The 16,448-nt window shown below is 36.6% G+C and carries 14 protein-coding genes; 7 read left to right on the top strand and 7 right to left on the bottom strand.

The genetic code is table 11. The features are described from left to right. Positions 1-217 precede the first annotated feature (217 nt). Positions 218-1,267, bottom strand: a complete 1,050-nt coding sequence (locus tag JFU23_RS17550; RefSeq protein WP_201032374.1) for an NAD(P)/FAD-dependent oxidoreductase — start codon at positions 1,265-1,267, stop codon at positions 218-220. 330 nt (positions 1,268-1,597) lie between these two features. Between JFU23_RS17550 and JFU23_RS17545 the strand changes: the two genes are divergently transcribed. The 3 genes from JFU23_RS17545 to JFU23_RS17535 are packed head-to-tail and all read left to right on the top strand — an operon-like array spanning position 1,598 to position 4,608. Then, a complete protein-coding gene (locus JFU23_RS17545; protein ID WP_000732562.1) occupies positions 1,598-2,515 on the top strand; it encodes an iron-hydroxamate ABC transporter substrate-binding protein in 918 nt (305 codons plus the stop codon). 48 nt (positions 2,516-2,563) lie between these two features. Beyond that, the gene (locus JFU23_RS17540; RefSeq protein WP_133059760.1) at positions 2,564-3,604 is read left to right on the top strand and encodes a FecCD family ABC transporter permease; all 1,041 of its coding nucleotides are present in this window, start codon (positions 2,564-2,566) and stop codon (positions 3,602-3,604) included. Further along, positions 3,601-4,608, top strand: a complete 1,008-nt coding sequence (locus JFU23_RS17535) for a FecCD family ABC transporter permease (RefSeq protein ID WP_002191791.1) — start codon at positions 3,601-3,603, stop codon at positions 4,606-4,608. Before JFU23_RS17540 ends, JFU23_RS17535 begins: the two co-directional genes overlap by 4 nt. 44 nt (positions 4,609-4,652) lie before the next feature. Here JFU23_RS17535 and JFU23_RS17530 read toward each other — a convergent pair whose 3' ends face one another. From JFU23_RS17530 to mtnK, 3 genes are read right to left on the bottom strand one after another with little or no spacing between them, the layout of a single operon-like run. Continuing rightward, a complete protein-coding gene (locus JFU23_RS17530) occupies positions 4,653-5,294 on the bottom strand; it encodes an L-fuculose-phosphate aldolase (RefSeq protein WP_002010177.1) in 642 nt (213 codons plus the stop codon). 54 nt (positions 5,295-5,348) lie between these two features. Beyond that, positions 5,349-6,392 carry an S-methyl-5-thioribose-1-phosphate isomerase gene (gene mtnA, locus JFU23_RS17525; RefSeq protein WP_002124936.1) on the bottom strand — a complete coding sequence of 348 codons (1,044 nt, stop codon included), beginning with the start codon at positions 6,390-6,392 and terminating at the stop codon, positions 5,349-5,351. A gap of 12 nt (positions 6,393-6,404) precedes the next feature. Further along, positions 6,405-7,634 (bottom strand): S-methyl-5-thioribose kinase, encoded by a 1,230-nt coding sequence (gene mtnK / locus JFU23_RS17520; RefSeq protein WP_098167872.1) that lies wholly within the window; start codon positions 7,632-7,634, stop codon positions 6,405-6,407. Between the two features lie 589 nt (positions 7,635-8,223). On the opposite strand from mtnK, the gene ahpC reads away from it, so the two are divergent. Beyond that, the gene (gene ahpC / locus JFU23_RS17515) at positions 8,224-8,787 is read left to right on the top strand and encodes an alkyl hydroperoxide reductase subunit C (protein WP_000924420.1); all 564 of its coding nucleotides are present in this window, start codon (positions 8,224-8,226) and stop codon (positions 8,785-8,787) included. A 14-nt stretch (positions 8,788-8,801) separates the two neighbouring features. After that, the gene (gene ahpF, locus JFU23_RS17510; protein WP_201032373.1) at positions 8,802-10,328 is read left to right on the top strand and encodes an alkyl hydroperoxide reductase subunit F; all 1,527 of its coding nucleotides are present in this window, start codon (positions 8,802-8,804) and stop codon (positions 10,326-10,328) included. A gap of 50 nt (positions 10,329-10,378) precedes the next feature. On the opposite strand, the gene JFU23_RS17505 is transcribed toward ahpF, so the two are convergent. After that, a complete protein-coding gene (locus tag JFU23_RS17505; RefSeq protein ID WP_201032372.1) occupies positions 10,379-10,987 on the bottom strand; it encodes an SAM-dependent methyltransferase in 609 nt (202 codons plus the stop codon). A gap of 151 nt (positions 10,988-11,138) precedes the next feature. Continuing rightward, positions 11,139-12,254, bottom strand: coding sequence for a M20 peptidase aminoacylase family protein (locus JFU23_RS17500; protein WP_002124929.1), 1,116 nt, complete (start codon positions 12,252-12,254; stop codon positions 11,139-11,141). Between the two features lie 289 nt (positions 12,255-12,543). On the opposite strand from JFU23_RS17500, the gene nhaC reads away from it, so the two are divergent. Next, positions 12,544-13,965 carry a Na+/H+ antiporter NhaC gene (nhaC, locus tag JFU23_RS17495; RefSeq protein WP_002010164.1) on the top strand — a complete coding sequence of 474 codons (1,422 nt, stop codon included), beginning with the start codon at positions 12,544-12,546 and terminating at the stop codon, positions 13,963-13,965. On the opposite strand, the gene JFU23_RS17490 is transcribed toward nhaC, so the two are convergent. Then, on the bottom strand, positions 13,962-15,239 hold the full coding sequence (locus tag JFU23_RS17490; RefSeq protein ID WP_085308871.1) for a transcriptional regulator: 1,278 nt from the start codon (positions 15,237-15,239) through the stop codon (positions 13,962-13,964). The two genes, nhaC and JFU23_RS17490, sit on opposite strands and share 4 nt — an antisense overlap. A gap of 93 nt (positions 15,240-15,332) precedes the next feature. Between JFU23_RS17490 and JFU23_RS17485 the strand changes: the two genes are divergently transcribed. Beyond that, positions 15,333-16,442, top strand: a complete 1,110-nt coding sequence (locus JFU23_RS17485) for a mandelate racemase/muconate lactonizing enzyme family protein (RefSeq protein WP_201032371.1) — start codon at positions 15,333-15,335, stop codon at positions 16,440-16,442. Positions 16,443-16,448: the final 6 nt, after the last annotated feature.

Raw genomic sequence — 16,448 nt, 5'->3', positions numbered from 1 at the left:
GCGCAAACCAAATGTAGATTCATTATTTTCTAGACAGATTTACAAATAAAACGTTCAAGTCTTTGTATTCCCTTGTTAAAGAAATACATTCATATGACAAGAACTAATGAAACCGGTGTCATGATAATGATTGAAAATATAGTAAACAGGAAAAACCCCATTTGTATCTCTCGTCCATAGAAATAGAGATGTAAATGGGGGTATACTTGTTCCTTTATTATTTCATCATCTGCTTAATCAATTCTCGATTTCTCTTCTTAAATACTTCATTATGGGAAGAAACCATTCCGTACTCACTTGCATCAGGTTGAATAAATTGTTTCGCTTTATTCACAGCATTTCCAGCATCTTGGAATGCCCCTGCAATTAAATGTAATTTTCCGTCATGCTTTAAAATATCTCCAGCGGCATATAATCCGTCTACCGAGGACTCACTATTTGCATTCCCTGCAATATAATAATTATCAACAATAGCAACATCTAGCTCACTATTTTCTAATAATGTTATATCGCGTTCATATCCATGATTAATAATAACTTCATCGATAGATAAATGAGAAACTTCTCCAGTTTCATGATTTGTTAATTCTATATATTCAATCGCTTCATGGTTATCACCAGCAATTAATTTTGTAATCGATGTATTAAAGAAACATTCTGCTGAACTGTTCATAAGTTGTTTTACTTGTGCTTCATGACCAGATAATTCTTCTTTTCTATATGTTAAATAAACTTTTTTCGCGATTGGTTCTAATTCGTTCGCCCAATCAATTGCGGAGTTCCCTCCACCTGAAATAATTACCTTTTTATCTTTGAAACGTTTTAACGATTTAACTGTATAATTTAAATTTGAGACTTCGAATCTCTCAGCACCTTCAATTGATAACTTTTGTGGATTCAATATACCACTCCCAGTTGCGACGATCACTGTTTTTGAAAAATGTTCTTCCCCAGAGCTTGTTTTCAACGTAAAAATACCCTCTTCATTACGAATAATTGATTCTATTTTTGTATTCAATACAACTTCAGGCTGAAATGTTAATCCTTGTTGTACAAGTTGCTCAATTAATTTCTCACCAGTAACCGGTAACAATCCGCCAATATCCCAAATCATTTTTTCCGGATAAACATGTATTTTTCCACCTAACTGTGGTTGAAATTCTATTATTTTCGTTTTCATCTCTCTTAGTCCACTATAAAAAGCTGAATAAAGCCCTGCAGGTCCTCCGCCTATCACAGTTACATCAAACAATTCTTCTTGATTCATTCGTGTCACTCCTCAGCTACTAATAATTGATTATCATTCTCAATAAAATATAACTTGTTTTTATAAATTTTACAATCAAAATCACTATTGACAATACACCTATATAAAATTATAGTATTTAAAGAATCAATAGTGATAATCATTATCAATTTGTTAATTATTAGCAACTGTGAGATTACATCTTCTTCTATTACTATGGTGAATACTATATGGTAAAATCTCAAGTTCAAGATTGTTAATAAGACTTTTTTATTACCACTAACTTTTCAAAAGATCAAAGCTAAACAATTTATTGTATATCACATATCATCTATCAAAAGGAGAAAGACGATGAAAAAATTATTTATTTCACTAACAGTTCTGTTCGTCCTTGTTATGAGTGCTTGTAGCAACGGTTCAACAGACAAGAAGAACGACGCAAAAGGTAAGAAATCAGAAACAATTACATACCAATCTGAAAATGGTAAAGTAGAAGTTCCAGCAAATCCACAACGTGTTGTTGTCCTATCATCATTCGCTGGTAACGTAATGTCATTAGGTGTAAATCTTGTTGGGGTAGATTCATGGTCTAAACAAAACCCACGTTTCGATAGCAAACTGAAAAATGTCGCTGAAGTATCAGATGAAAATGTTGAAAAGATTGCAGAATTAAATCCAGATTTAATCATTGGTTTATCAAATATTAAAAATGTTGATAAGTTAAAGAAAATCGCTCCTACTGTAACATATACTTACGGAAAAGTTGATTACTTAACACAACACTTAGAAATCGGTAAATTATTAAATAAAGAAAAAGAAGCAAAAACTTGGGTTGATGATTTCAAGAAACGCGCACAAACAGCTGGAAAAGACATTAAAGCGAAGATCGGTGAAGATGCAACCGTTTCTGTTGTTGAAAACTTCAACAAACAGCTTTACGTATACGGCGAAAACTGGGGCCGCGGAACAGAAATTCTTTACCAAGAAATGAAATTAAAAATGCCTGAAAAAGTAAAAGAAAAAGCTTTAAAAGAAGGATACTACGCATTATCTACTGAGGTATTACCTGAGTTTGCTGGTGATTACTTAATCGTAAGTAAAAACAAAGATACTGATAACTCATTCCAAGAGACAGAATCATATAAAAACATTCCAGCAGTAAAAAATAATCGTGTATATGAAGCAAACATGATGGAATTCTATTTCAATGATCCACTTACATTAGATTTCCAACTAGACTTCTTCAAGAAGAGCTTTCTTGGTCAATAATACAAACATGAGGAATTCTTAATTTAAGAATTCCTCTTCCTTTATTCTATGAAAAGAAAAGATGTGAAACGAATGAAAAAAGAGCAAGACAACCTACGTTCCAACGCTTTTACATACAAATTAATTTTGAGTATCATTGCATTCTTTCTTATTTTTATGTTTGCAATGGTGTTAGGCGCTGCAGATACTTCTATAAAAGACGTATGGTTAGCACTTACTTCCTCTGCTAAAGGAGATAAGCTATCCATCCTTCGTGAAATACGTTTACCACGTGAAGTTGCTGCTATTTTTGTAGGAGCTGGACTCGCTGTTTCTGGTGCAATTATGCAAGGATTAACGCGAAACCCACTTGCCGATCCTGGATTACTTGGCCTAACTGGTGGCGCAAATGCTGCACTTGCACTAACACTTGCCTTCAATCCTTCTATAAGCTACCTTTACTTAACACTAGCTTGCTTTATCGGTGCTGCAATTGGCGCTATTATGGTATTTGGAATTGGCATGGTGAAAAAGGGCGGACTTTCCCCTCTTCGAATTGTATTAGCTGGTGCTGCTGTTTCAGCATTTCTACTTGCAATCTCAGAAGGTGTTGGCATTTACTTTAAAATTTCACAAGATGTATCAATGTGGACTGCCGGGGGAGTAATTGGAACGAGTTGGAGCCAATTAAAAATTATTATTCCGGTTATTTCAATAAGTATATTTCTCGCTATCTTACTTGCGAGAAAATTGACAGTCCTTAGTTTCAGTGAAGAAGTTGCTGTTGGACTCGGCCAAAAAATTATCGTCATTAAAACAATTTTATTTATCATTATTATCTTGCTTGCAGGTGCTTCTGTAGCGCTTGTCGGAAACATGGCATTTATCGGCTTAATGATACCTCATATGGTTCGTCCAATCGTTGGACCAGATTACCGTTTTGTTATACCGATGTCAGCGATCGCTGGTGCTTCCTTTATGCTGCTCGCAGATACAATCGGACGTACAATTAACGCTCCGTATGAAACACCAGTTGCTGCAATCGTCGCAATTGTAGGATTACCATTCTTCCTATTTATTGTACGTAAAGGAGGAAGAACTTTCTCATGATGCAATCTATTCTAAAGAAACAACGCCTTATCATACTTGCATTACTCATACTTACCATCACAACAATTGTAATTGGAATGGGACTCGGTTCTGCCGCTCTCTCCTATGACAGATTAATCCCAACACTTATGGGACAAGGTTCATTTAAAGAAGAATTCGTTTTATATTCTTTAAGGCTACCTAGAATCGTCATTACATTATTAGCTGGTATGGCACTCGCTTTATCCGGTGCTGTATTACAAGGTATTACCCGAAACGATTTAGCTGAACCTGGTATTCTCGGCATTAACGCTGGTGCTGGTGTTGCAGTTGCTTTTTTCTTTCTATACTTCCCGATAGACGTAGGTTCATTTCTTTACCTACTACCAGTCGTTGGATTTATCGGTGCGTTTCTAACAGCTGTTCTAATTTACGTATTTTCATATAGCAAATCCACAGGCCTTCAGCCAATAAGATTAACATTAACCGGCATCGGTTTTTCCTTTGCACTATCTGGCGCGATGATTGTACTTATTTCATCTGCAGATCGTATGAAAGTAGACTTTATCGCTAAATGGATTGCCGGAAACATTTGGGGAGATGACTGGACATTTGTTTTAGCAATGCTTCCTTGGCTAATCGTATTAATCCCATTTGTTTTCTATAAGGCAAATAGATTAAATATACTAGCATTAAACGAGCCAGTAGCAATCGGTGTTGGAATTGAAATTGAAAAAGAACGAAGATACTTATTAATCGCAGCCGTTGCACTTGCTGCCGCTGCTGTTTCCGTAACAGGAGGCATTAGCTTTATCGGACTTATGGCTCCTCACATCGCCAAATCTTTAGTAGGTCCAAGGCATCAAATATTCATCCCTATCGCCGTTTTAATCGGCGGATGGTTATTACTACTAGCGGATACAATTGGACGAAATATCGTCGAACCTAGCGGTATTCCAGCTGGTATTGTCGTTGCTTTAATTGGTGCACCTTACTTTATGTATTTGTTGCTTAAGAAAGTGTAAGAAACACCCTCAAGATTTTTTCTTGAGGGTGTTTTCATTTCATTTTACTGCTGTCCATACCCTTCAAACTTCTTCGACAAATTCTCCATCTCGTCTTCTGGCAATAATTTTGGTTCCCCAACACTTTTCGTTTGGTAATAGATTTGAGCACAAAACTCAATTTCTTCTGCAATAGTAAACGCCATTTTTATATTATTCGCTCCGGCCATTAAACCATGGTTCGCAAGTAAAACTGCACGGCGATCAATCATGCCCTCGAAAGCTGCCTCTGCTAATTGCTTCGTACCAAATGTTTCATATGGTGCACAGCGTACATTCGGGCCTGCGAAAGCAATTAAATATGATACTGCAGGAAGTTCCCATCCTAATGATGCGATTGTCTTCGCATAAGGAGAATGTGTATGTACAAGCGCATTTATATCTTCACGATTTCTATAATAGATAAGGTGCATATCTAATTCGCTTGATGGTTTTCTCTCTCCTTCTATCACTTCACCATCTAAATTCAATATAACTACATCTTCAGGCGTCGTTTCATAATAATCTAGACCACTTGGGCTAATTGCAACAAGACCTTGTTCACGATTGAAAATACTAATATTACCGCCAGTCCCCTTTGTTAAACCACTAGAAATCATTTTCTTTCCGTACGCTACAACTTCTTCTCTTTCTTTTTGCAGTAACATATACATCCCCCTAGTAAGAAACTTATGATGACTATTTTTCTAAAAACTATCTACTTATTGAAATAACTTTTTTAAATTCTCCATAAACGGTGCTCTCACAATTCCTTTTTCCGTAATAATCGCTGTTACATTTTCATATGGCGTGACATCAAATGCCGGATTGTATACTTTACTTTCTTGAGGAGCAGAGTATTGTCCGAAACGATTGATCACTTCAGAAGCATCCCTTTCTTCAATTGGAATTTCTTTTCCTGTCAGTGTTTTCAAATCAATTGTCGGCGTTGGTGCTGCTACATAAAACGGAATGTTATAATATTTAGCCAAAATCGAAACACCTAATGTTCCAATTTTATTTGCTACATCCCCGTTTGCTGCTACACGATCACATCCAACGATTACTGCATCGATTTTCCCTTGTGACATGACCATTGCCGCCATATTATCTGTAATGACCGTTACATCAATTCCCGCTCGCTGCAGTTCTAATGCCGTTAACGTTGAACCTTGTAATCTAGGGCGTGTTTCATCGGAATATATTTTTAAGTCCCATCCTTTTTCTTTCGCTAAGTACATTGGGGCTGTCGCAGTTCCATACTTAGTCGTTGCTAACGCACCTGCATTACAATGCGTTAATACCCCCATGCCATCATGGAATAATGTTAATGCATGTTCTCCAATTTGACGGTTAATTTCTTCATCTTCTCTATGAATCTCTTTTGCTTCTTCTAATAATCTATCTTTCAACTGCGCAATTGATAAGTGAGCATTCTCTTTCGCGACACTTTCCATTCTTTCAAGCGCCCAAAATAAATTTACTGCCGTCGGTCTTGATGTCGCTAAGTATGCACATACCTTTTTTACTTCCGCTATGAATTCTTCCGCCGAACTTTCCGCAACTTCCTTTACTCCTAAATACACACCGTAGGCTGCTGAAACACCTATTGCCGGCGCTCCTCGTACTTTCATTACTTGAATCGCATCCCACACACCCTCAGCCGTTTTAAAAGATTCATAGACTACTTCGTTCGGTAATACCGTTTGATCCAATAACACTAAAGCATCATCTTTCCACTGAATTGGTATTAATTGCTCTGCCATCATCTTCTCCCCTTATTTCGCACTATGCATTGACTGTTTTTTTAACGTTTCTACAAAGCTGCTACCTGTTTTATATTGATTCGCTTGTAAAATAAACTTCTTCGCTGTCTGAAGACAAATCCGCTCCGCTCTAGCACGCGCCTCTTCATTCTCAATACAAGTCATATCCTTTACCTTCGCTAGACCAACAATACGACGAATTAACTCAAGACCCGTCACTGCAGCTGTATCCTCTAATACAGATTGTAAATAAACTCGGTTAAAGCCTTCTTCCTTCGCCATAATCTCTGTCACATGAATATCCCAAGCATCTAAAAACTTCTTCTTAAATAAATCAATTACATCTATCATGGTAGATTCTATCCAGTTCATATATGTATCTTTCTCAATACCAGATTGCATCACTGCATCTGCATTCACCCATGCAAACATTAAATTCGCCATTATATTCCCAACGTCATATCCCATAGGTCCATAAAAAGCAAATTCAGGATCAATAACCTTTGTAGAATCACTTTTTACAAAAACAGAACCAGTATGTAAATCACCGTGAAGTAGCGCTTGTGCATTCGTCATAAACGAAAACTTAAGTTTTGCTACTTCCATACGAAGCTCTTTATCACTATAAATATGCTCCCTAATCCATCCTTCATTTAATTGAAACAATTCGTTGCGTTTATTATGGTTTGTGAATGGCTCTGAATATACGAGGTCCTCTGTAATCTCACATAACTCAGGATTTATATAATTCTTCACGAGTTCCTTCTTCTCTTTATGATTCATTACAACATCTGATGTTAATAGAAGGGTATTTACCATAAAAGTAGTTAAATCATCAGCAAGCCTCGGAAACATTTGATGATTTATGAGTGCTGTACGCAATATTGTGTGATCTGATAAATCTTCCATCACGCAACAATTCATCACACTATCAAACAAATATACATTTGGCACGAGTCCAGATGCTAACTCTCCTTCTAATCGCAAAACATCTGATTCTATACGGATTCGATTCGTCGACAACTTAAACTCATCTGAAATACGCGCTGTATCCCCAGCTTGCTTTACAATGACAGACATGTTCTTCTGTTCATCCCAAACGCGGAACACATAATTTAAATTACCATCACCTATTTCTTTACACTTTAGCCCCTTTGCATGCTCGAACTTAGGTAATTTCTCTTGCACATATGCAATCACATCTTTAGCTTCCATTAAAAAATACTTCGTGAACTTAGACATGGTTTCCCCTCCACACTAAATGTAAACGCTTTCTGAAAGCCGTAAAAAATAATAGACTGAAATTTTTTCAATCTATACTATATCTTCTCTATTGCAATACATATCTCGCTTTTATTATATCTTGTTAGAAATGAGCGTCAATGTTTCTATTTCTCATTGCAATATACTTCTTATTATATATATTTAAGATGACAATAATTGTTCACAAAGATTCCGATACATTTTGTTTTATTTATTGCACAATTCTTTGTAAAATAGAAGTAAGCAGTTCCTTTTCAAATCCACAACTTCTAAGAAATATTTCCTTCCTAAGAATTTATACTTACACCATGTCTCTAACATACACACTACTCTTTCAAACACTCATTGAAAATTTATGACTTGAAAATTACCTTTTAATTCCCTAGCAGCCTTAATTGAGAATAAATATTAATTAAATTGGTATAAAGTTGGTTTATTCTCTTGACAAAATAACCACTTTTATATGATAATTAATATCGAATTAGAATTATTATAGTTAATTAAAAATATATTTTATGAGCAAACTAATTTCCGATGCTCAAAACCAACCTTTAGGAGGAATTTTAATATGTTATTAATCGGCACAGAAGTAAAACCGTTTAAAGCTAATGCTTACCATAATGGAGAATTTATCCAAGTTACTGACGAAAGTTTAAAAGGAAAATGGAGCGTAGTTTGTTTCTATCCAGCAGACTTCACATTCGTTTGTCCAACTGAACTTGAAGACTTACAAAACCAATACGCAACTCTAAAAGACTTAGGCGTTGAAGTATACTCTGTATCTACAGACACTCACTTCACTCACAAAGCATGGCATGATAGCTCAGAAACTATCGGCAAAATCGAATACATTATGATTGGTGACCCAACTCGCACAATCACTACAAACTTCAACGTTTTAATGGAAGAAGAAGGTCTTGCTGCTCGTGGTACATTCATCATCGATCCAGACGGCGTTATCCAATCTATGGAAATCAATGCTGACGGTATCGGCCGTGACGCAAGCATCCTTGTTAACAAAATTAAAGCAGCTCAATACGTACGTAACAACCCAGGTGAAGTTTGTCCAGCTAAATGGCAAGAGGGTTCTGCAACACTTAAACCAAGCCTTGACCTTGTAGGCAAAATCTAAGGAGTTCGATCAAAATGATACTAGATGCAGATATAAAAACACAACTATCCCAATACCTTCAGTTAATGGAGAACGATATTTTACTTAAAGTAAGCGCAGGAGACGATAACGTATCTAAAGATATGTTATCTCTAGTAGATGAATTAGCTACTATGTCATCTAAGATTACAGTAGAAAAAGTTGAACTAGAGAGAACACCAAGCTTTAGCGTAAATCGCCCTGGTGAAGACACTGGTGTCGTATTCGCTGGTATTCCATTAGGACACGAATTTACTTCATTAGTGTTAGCTTTACTACAAGTTAGTGGACGTGCTCCAAAAGTTGAACAAAAATTAATCGATCAAATCAAAAACATTCAAGGCGAATATCATTTTGAATCTTATATCAGCCTAAGTTGTCATAACTGTCCTGATGTTGTACAAGCTCTTAACGTAATGAGCGTTCTAAACTCTGGTATTACACATACTATGATTGATGGCGCTGCATTTAAAGAGGAAGTAGAAAGTAAAGACATCATGGCAGTACCAACTGTTTACCTAAACGGCGAATCTTTCGGAAGCGGTCGTATGACACTTGAAGAAATTTTAGCTAAAATGGGTAACGGTCCAGATGCATCAGAGCTTTCTGATAAAGATCCATACGATGTTCTTGTTGTTGGTGGCGGCCCAGCTGGTGCAAGTGCAGCAATTTATGCAGCACGTAAAGGCATCCGCACTGGTATCGTTGCTGAGCGCTTCGGTGGTCAAGTAATGGATACTATGGGTATTGAGAACTTCATCAGCGTAAAACACACTGAAGGTCCTAAGCTAGTAGCAAGTCTTGAAGAGCACGTAAAAGAATACAACATCGATGTAATGAATCTACAACGTGCGAAACGTTTAGAGAAAAAAGAACTTATTGAAGTGGAACTTGAAAACGGCGCTATTCTGAAAAGTAAGAGCGTAATCGTTTCAACAGGTGCTCGCTGGCGTAATGTTGGTGTACCGGGTGAAGCTGAGTTCAAAAACAAAGGTGTAGCATACTGCCCACACTGTGACGGTCCATTATTCATCGGAAAAGATGTAGCGGTTATCGGCGGTGGTAACTCTGGTATTGAAGCAGCTATTGACTTAGCAGGTATTGTTAAGCACGTAACTGTTCTTGAATTCATGCCAGAATTAAAAGCTGATGCTGTATTACAAGAACGTCTTAACAGCTTACCTAACGTAACTGTTCTGAAAAACGTTCAAACGAAAGAAATTACTGGTACTGACAAAGTAAACGGTATTTCTTACATCGATCGTGAAACTGAAGAAGTACACCATGTTGAATTACAAGGTGTATTCGTTCAAATCGGTCTTGTGCCAAACACAGACTGGTTAGGCGAAACAGTTGAACGCGTTCGCGGTGAAATCGTAACAGACAAGCACGGCGCTACAAACGTACCAGGAGTGTTTGGTGCAGGTGACTGTACAAATAATCCGTACAAACAAATCATCATCTCTATGGGTTCAGGTGCGAATGCAGCTTTAGGTGCATTTGATTACTTAATCCGTAACTAATTATATAAACGTGAGTTTTAAAAAAGCAGGTGCCAAGGCACCTGCTTTTTTTATAATCCTAATGTATAAACTAAAAATCTCTCATTCCCATTCTTCTCATAAGCACCCGGCAATCTAACCTCTCTCTTCAATTCAAACGCAGTCTGTTTCTCTAAGAAGAAAATATAATCTTCAGAAGGATAGTATAAAATAATATCCACTTCCCTCTCTATTTCCTCTACCGAAAGCAAAATGTTATTCACTACATTCATAAACACTTGTACAGAAAATGGATTGAAGAAATAAAACCGATTATCACGTGGATCAATCTCATATTCCTGCGCTAAACAACATTCAAACCGAATTTTATCTTTACTGTTTCTCACTTTTCGCGCATAACGATCACGATTATCCATTGCTTCTTTATAAAACTCTTCATTCATTTCAATTCCAACCGCTAATGCATCGCACTTATGGTGCATGTAAAAATTCAATCTCCCTTTTCCGCACCCAAAGTCTACAATTCGATCGCTACTTGTTATTTCATATTGATTCAATAACTCATCTAATCCGCTATATGGCGTCGGTTCATAACGGTGATAATGCATAGACTTATTAAATCCTTTTTGCTCGCCGACAGTTTTTATATTTAATACAGCATCGTAATATTGTTCGTTCATTCGTTTGCTCCTATTAAGAAATATTACTATTATTATACACCACGTACTGAATGCTCATTTTTATCAAATTAATTGGTACGTGAAATTATATTATCGCGAAATCGAATATATCGACTTAACAACAAATTCCTACCAAAAAAACAGGAGCTTTCTAGCCCCTGTCTTCTAATACTTTCAATACAGTTTGTTTCAATATTTCTACTCCATCCATTATACAGCTATGATCAAACTTCATATACGGATGGTGTAATCCAGGTTGTAAGTTCGCCCCTAGTCCAAGCATGACAGCTTTTAAATGGGGTCTTTTCACTGTATAGTAATGGAAATCATCGCTTCCTGTCGTATACAGTGGTCCAGTACATCCCTCTTCCCCGTACACTTCAAGAATGCCTTTCCGCATGAAACGCTCAGCTTCTTCTGACACTTCAGCTCCTGGTGCGAGATCAATCCACTCATAAGAAAGTTTAGATCCCATTGATTCAGCTGACTGAATTACTTGCTCTATTTTTCGCTTCAATTCATCTAGTAATATGTTATTTTCTGCTCTTACATCTAAACTAAAGTGCCCGTTACCTGGAATAATATTTAAATTATCACCACCAGCTTGGCATCTCGTCATCTTAACAGAATAAGACGTCTGCGGCGGTAACCATATATTTTTCAATCCAATATTGATCATCGAAATGACATCAATTGCATTTATACCTTGATGTGGGCGTGCCCCGTGTGCATCATCTCCATGAATCATCCCTTCTAAAAATGCTGCAGCTCCGTGACGAATAGATGGGGCTGCTTGTTTCAAAGGCAGTTCTTCAATCGGCCTTAAATGAACACCAAATAAGAAATCAGCATCATCCACGGCGCCCTTCTCTACCATCTTTAAGGAACCATTTCCTTTTTCCTCTGCCGGCTGAAAAATAAATCTAACAGTACCACTATCCCACCTCATATTTTTCAATTGTAAAATAAGGCCCATCACAATTGTCATATGAGCATCGTGGCCGCACGAGTGATTCGCTTTAAATTCTCCGTCTACTTCTTGCCATAGTGCATCCATATCAGCACGAATCGCGATAACTGGATTCCCTCTTCCGATTTCAGCAATCACGCCAGGGCAATCATCAAATATTTTATATGAAATTCCTTCTTCTTTTAGAAAGTTAGTAATATAAGCTGTCGTTTCATATTCCTTCCAGCTTACTTCAGGGTTTTCATGTAAATGCTGAAAAATTTCAGTTAAACGCTCTTGTAGTTCTAATGTTTTCAAAGCTTCATTCTCCTTCCCCTAATTACAAACCATTCAGATTAATTATACTTATGAAAAACAGATGTTTTTATGAACATATTGAATTTTAAGAAAAAAGTCAATTGTTTATTTTTCAATACCGCTAATACCCGATTTCAACTCATCTTATAAAGATATCCATACAAATAGAAGATTCGATATTTTCTGTTTTTATATTGACGCTTACATCTATTTTTAGTTATTATAACTTAATAACGTCTATTTTGCGACAATTCTAAAAATACAAACATACATAATGAGGAGGCAGTTTATGAAAAGAGAAATACCTTTTGGCATAGCAATAATCCCTATTATCATTACAGTTGCAGTTATGATGGTTACAATTGTTGTATTAGAACAAAGCCCTCACGTCCCACTTATTATCGGTACAACCGTTGCTTCGATCGTCGCTTGGCGGTACGGTTACAAATGGAATGACATTGAAGAATCGATGTATAAAGGAATTCGCCTTGCATTACCCGCTATCGTTATCATTATTCTTGTAGGTTTAACGATCGGTGCTTGGATTGGCGGCGGAATCGTCGCTACTATGATTTATTACGGCTTAAAACTTTTAACTCCATCACTATTTTTAGTTTCAATTACAATTATTTGTTCTATCGTTGCATTAGCAATCGGTAGCTCTTGGTCTACAATGGGAACAATCGGTGTTGCTGGAATGGGAATTGGCCTAAGTATGGGAATCCCAGCTCCAATGGTTGCTGGCGCTATAATTTCCGGTTCTTATTTTGGCGATAAAATGTCACCGCTTTCAGACACGACAAACTTAGCAGCGGGATTAACAAATACAGATTTATTCACACATATTCGTCATATGTTATTTACTACAATTCCAGGTTTAATTATTACTCTTATCGTCTATGCTTTCTTAGGAAGAAGCTTCGGCGATAACAATATCGATGCAAAAAGCATCGATCAAACGTTACAAGTATTGCAACAAAACTTTGTTATTTCGCCTTTCCTATTAATTATACCCGTAGTCGTTATGGTATTGGTCGCTAAAAAAGTCCCTGCTATACCAGCTATTCTCGTAGGTGTTATTTTAGGATTCTTATCACAAGTCTTTATTCAAGGTGGCTCTGTCTCATCAGCTGTCGGTGCACTCCAAAGTGGATTTGTCATAGACACTGGAAACAAGTTAGTAGATGAACTATTTAACCGTGGTGGCTTAAGCTCTATGATGAATACAGTTTCTATGACAATTGTCGCTATGACTTTCGGCGGAGTACTAGAACATACTGGCATTCTTCGCTCAATTGTAAATCAAATTTTAAAATTAGCGACATCATCAAAAGGACTTATCGCTTCTACCATCGCATCTTGCTTTGCAACGAATCTTACTTGCTCTGAACAATATATTTCGATTGTTGTTCCTTCAAGAATGTATGCAAATGCGTACACAGAAAAAGGACTACATTCTAAAAATTTATCCAGAGCATTAGAAGATGGTGGAACATTAACTTCTGTTTTCGTACCTTGGAATACATGTGGTGTATTTATACTCGCAACACTTGGAGTCGGTGCATTCGAATATGCTCCTTATGCTATATTGAATTTCATCGTACCTATTATCTCAATCATTTATGGTATAACTGGCTTCACAATTACGAAGCTATCTGATATTGAAAAAGCAGACCTACTGAAAAAACAAAAAGCACAACTAGAAGCTTAAAATTTTTGAAACGAATACAACGGTAAATTTAGCTCATATATTGCACGAGGGCGCCCTTGTTGATAGGGCATTTCCTCGCCGCAAATATTGGCATATCTGTAATCAACTAATTTCTTTAACAGCCTTTCCGTCGATCGCCGAGTCACTTGTAAGTACTCAGAAAGATCCGCCGCTGTAAATTTCAATGATGGATGCGATTGACTAAACTGAATAATTTTTGACAAGTTTGCAGGACTAAGCTTCGTTTCCTTCGCTATTTTCATTAATTCAGGAGTATCGTTTTTTAAATTTTGTACTCTCTGTTCTTTCGGGAACGGACCAAATAATTCTTTATCACTTGTTAGTATATAAAAGCAGCTTTCTATCGGATTATTCTTTGCGAAACCTCGAGCGATTTTTGCATTTTGTTCCGCTTCATTTACTGTTTTTCCGTAACCAAATCCAATAGATACTGCGCCTTCTATATTCATAAATAAACGATCTATCGTATTTGTTTTTATACTCAATTCAATATCACCACGAGTTGTATACAAAATAAAAGTCATTTCATCAACTTGTTTAAATGAACCACGTAATTCTTTTGAAATTACATTTAATTGTTCAAGCGAGCTTTCTTGTAACTCTATAAAGGATATAATACAAGCACCAACAGTAGCTGAATGGCTTTTTGCTAACTCAGCTTTTATTTTTGCATCTTTTAACCCATGTATAATTGATTGCGTTGGATCTATCATACGCTCTGAAGGAATCCCTATTTTTTGAAGTTCATCGTAGACAGCGTGAATACTAGTTAAAGCTAAATCAACCTCTCCAGATTGATATTTAGCTAAATGAAAATCAATGATTCTCTTAATTTCATCATTACTCCATAACATATTTTCATAATCCATCACTTGCGGCGTTTCTTTTAGACCGATGTCATGGAACACATTTGTAATAAACGAACGATCTACTAAATCAATTGAAATTTTATGAGGTTGAATACTTTGATGGTATATTATAGAAAGGAGTGAAGATGCGACAGTTGTCTCGTCTTGCTGCAAATATACACTTGGAATTGGTAATTGTTCTCTTATTTCTTTTGCCATATAATAAGGTAGGGCACCTGAGAAAAAGATAGCATCACAAGGTTTTAAACGCTTTAATAGTTCAGAAGATTCTGCCGGATGAAGGTAAATATATGGATCAATCTCTATTTCTTCTAGTTTATGAGCAATAGGTAAAAGATTCTCCATAAACTCTTTTGAACCGACAACTGCAATTTTTATCATCATTTTCTCTAACTCCTTATCATTAATTAACGACTATTTAACGTCAACTATATCAAATGTACAAAACCATTGTAAACAGGAAGGGGTCTTTATTCAATGAAAATTACAGCTATTCATCTTTACGCAATTCGTTTACCACTTCGCAATCCGTTTGTTATTAGTTATGGTTCTTATTCTGATATGCCTTCTATTATCGTCAAAATGGAAACAGATGAAGGCATTATCGGTTACGGTGAAGGCGTTGCTGATGATCACGTTACAGGTGAATCATGGGAAAGTACTTTCCATGTTTTAAAACATACACTAGCTCCTGCTCTAATTGGGAAAAATCCAATGAATATCGAAAAAATACACGATATGATGGACAATACGATTTACAGTGTTCCTACAGCGAAAGCTGCGATTGATATCGCTTGTTTTGATATAATGGGCAAAAAATTAAATCAACCTGTATATCAATTAATTGGCGGACGCTATCATGAAGAGTTTCCTGTCACTCACGTCTTAAGTATTGCAGATCCAGAAGACATGGCTGAAGAAGCTGCCTCTATGATTCAAAAAGGTTACCAATCTTTCAAAATGAAAGTCGGTACAAATGTAAAAGAAGATGTAAAACGAATTGAAGCTGTACGTGAACGTGTAGGAAATGATATCGCGATTCGCGTTGATGTAAACCAAGGGTGGAAAAATAGTGCAAACACATTAACAGCACTTCGTTCATTAGGTCATTTAAACATCGACTGGATTGAACAACCTGTTGTCGCAGACGATATTGATGCAATGGCTCATATTCGTTCGAAAACAGATCTTCCGCTTATGATTGATGAAGGACTAAAAGGCTCTCGTGAAATGCGCCAAATTATTAAATTAGACGCAGCTGATAAAGTGAATATAAAACTAATGAAATGCGGCGGCATATATCCAGCTGTAAAACTCGCTCATCAAGCTGAAATGGCAGGCATTGAATGCCAAGTTGGATCCATGGTCGAATCATCTGTTGCCTCTTCCGCAGGATTCCATGTCGCTTTCTCAAAAAAAATCATTACTAGCGTCGAGCTAACGGGACCATTAAAATTCACGAAAGACATCGGAAACTTACATTACGACGTACCATTTATTCGCTTAAACGAAAAGCCAGGACTCGGCATTGAAATAAACGAAAATACATTACAAGAATTAACCGTCTTTCAAGACGTTGTACGCTAAAGGAGG

It is taken from the genome of Bacillus sp. TH50 (assembly GCF_016650565.1).
Lineage (GTDB): Bacteria > Bacillota > Bacilli > Bacillales > Bacillaceae_G > Bacillus_A > Bacillus_A mycoides.
This window is presented reverse-complemented; position numbering and strand designations above follow the sequence as displayed.

Coding starts and splice junctions, on each gene's coding strand:
- JFU23_RS17545 (WP_000732562.1), top strand. CDS start 1,598: ATGAAAAAATTATTTATTTCACTAACAGTTCTGTTCGTCCTTGTTATG.
- JFU23_RS17530 (WP_002010177.1), bottom strand. CDS start 5,294: ATGTTACTGCAAAAAGAAAGAGAAGAAGTTGTAGCGTACGGAAAGAAA.
- JFU23_RS17540 (WP_133059760.1), top strand. CDS start 2,564: ATGAAAAGAAAAGATGTGAAACGAATGAAAAAAGAGCAAGACAACCTA.
- JFU23_RS17485 (WP_201032371.1), top strand. CDS start 15,333: ATGAAAATTACAGCTATTCATCTTTACGCAATTCGTTTACCACTTCGC.
- JFU23_RS17535 (WP_002191791.1), top strand. CDS start 3,601: ATGATGCAATCTATTCTAAAGAAACAACGCCTTATCATACTTGCATTA.
- ahpC (WP_000924420.1), top strand. CDS start 8,224: ATGTTATTAATCGGCACAGAAGTAAAACCGTTTAAAGCTAATGCTTAC.
- JFU23_RS17550 (WP_201032374.1), bottom strand. CDS start 1,267: ATGAATCAAGAAGAATTGTTTGATGTAACTGTGATAGGCGGAGGACCT.
- nhaC (WP_002010164.1), top strand. CDS start 12,544: ATGAAAAGAGAAATACCTTTTGGCATAGCAATAATCCCTATTATCATT.
- mtnK (WP_098167872.1), bottom strand. CDS start 7,634: ATGTCTAAGTTCACGAAGTATTTTTTAATGGAAGCTAAAGATGTGATT.
- JFU23_RS17505 (WP_201032372.1), bottom strand. CDS start 10,987: ATGAACGAACAATATTACGATGCTGTATTAAATATAAAAACTGTCGGC.
- ahpF (WP_201032373.1), top strand. CDS start 8,802: ATGATACTAGATGCAGATATAAAAACACAACTATCCCAATACCTTCAG.
- mtnA (WP_002124936.1), bottom strand. CDS start 6,392: ATGGCAGAGCAATTAATACCAATTCAGTGGAAAGATGATGCTTTAGTG.
- JFU23_RS17490 (WP_085308871.1), bottom strand. CDS start 15,239: ATGATGATAAAAATTGCAGTTGTCGGTTCAAAAGAGTTTATGGAGAAT.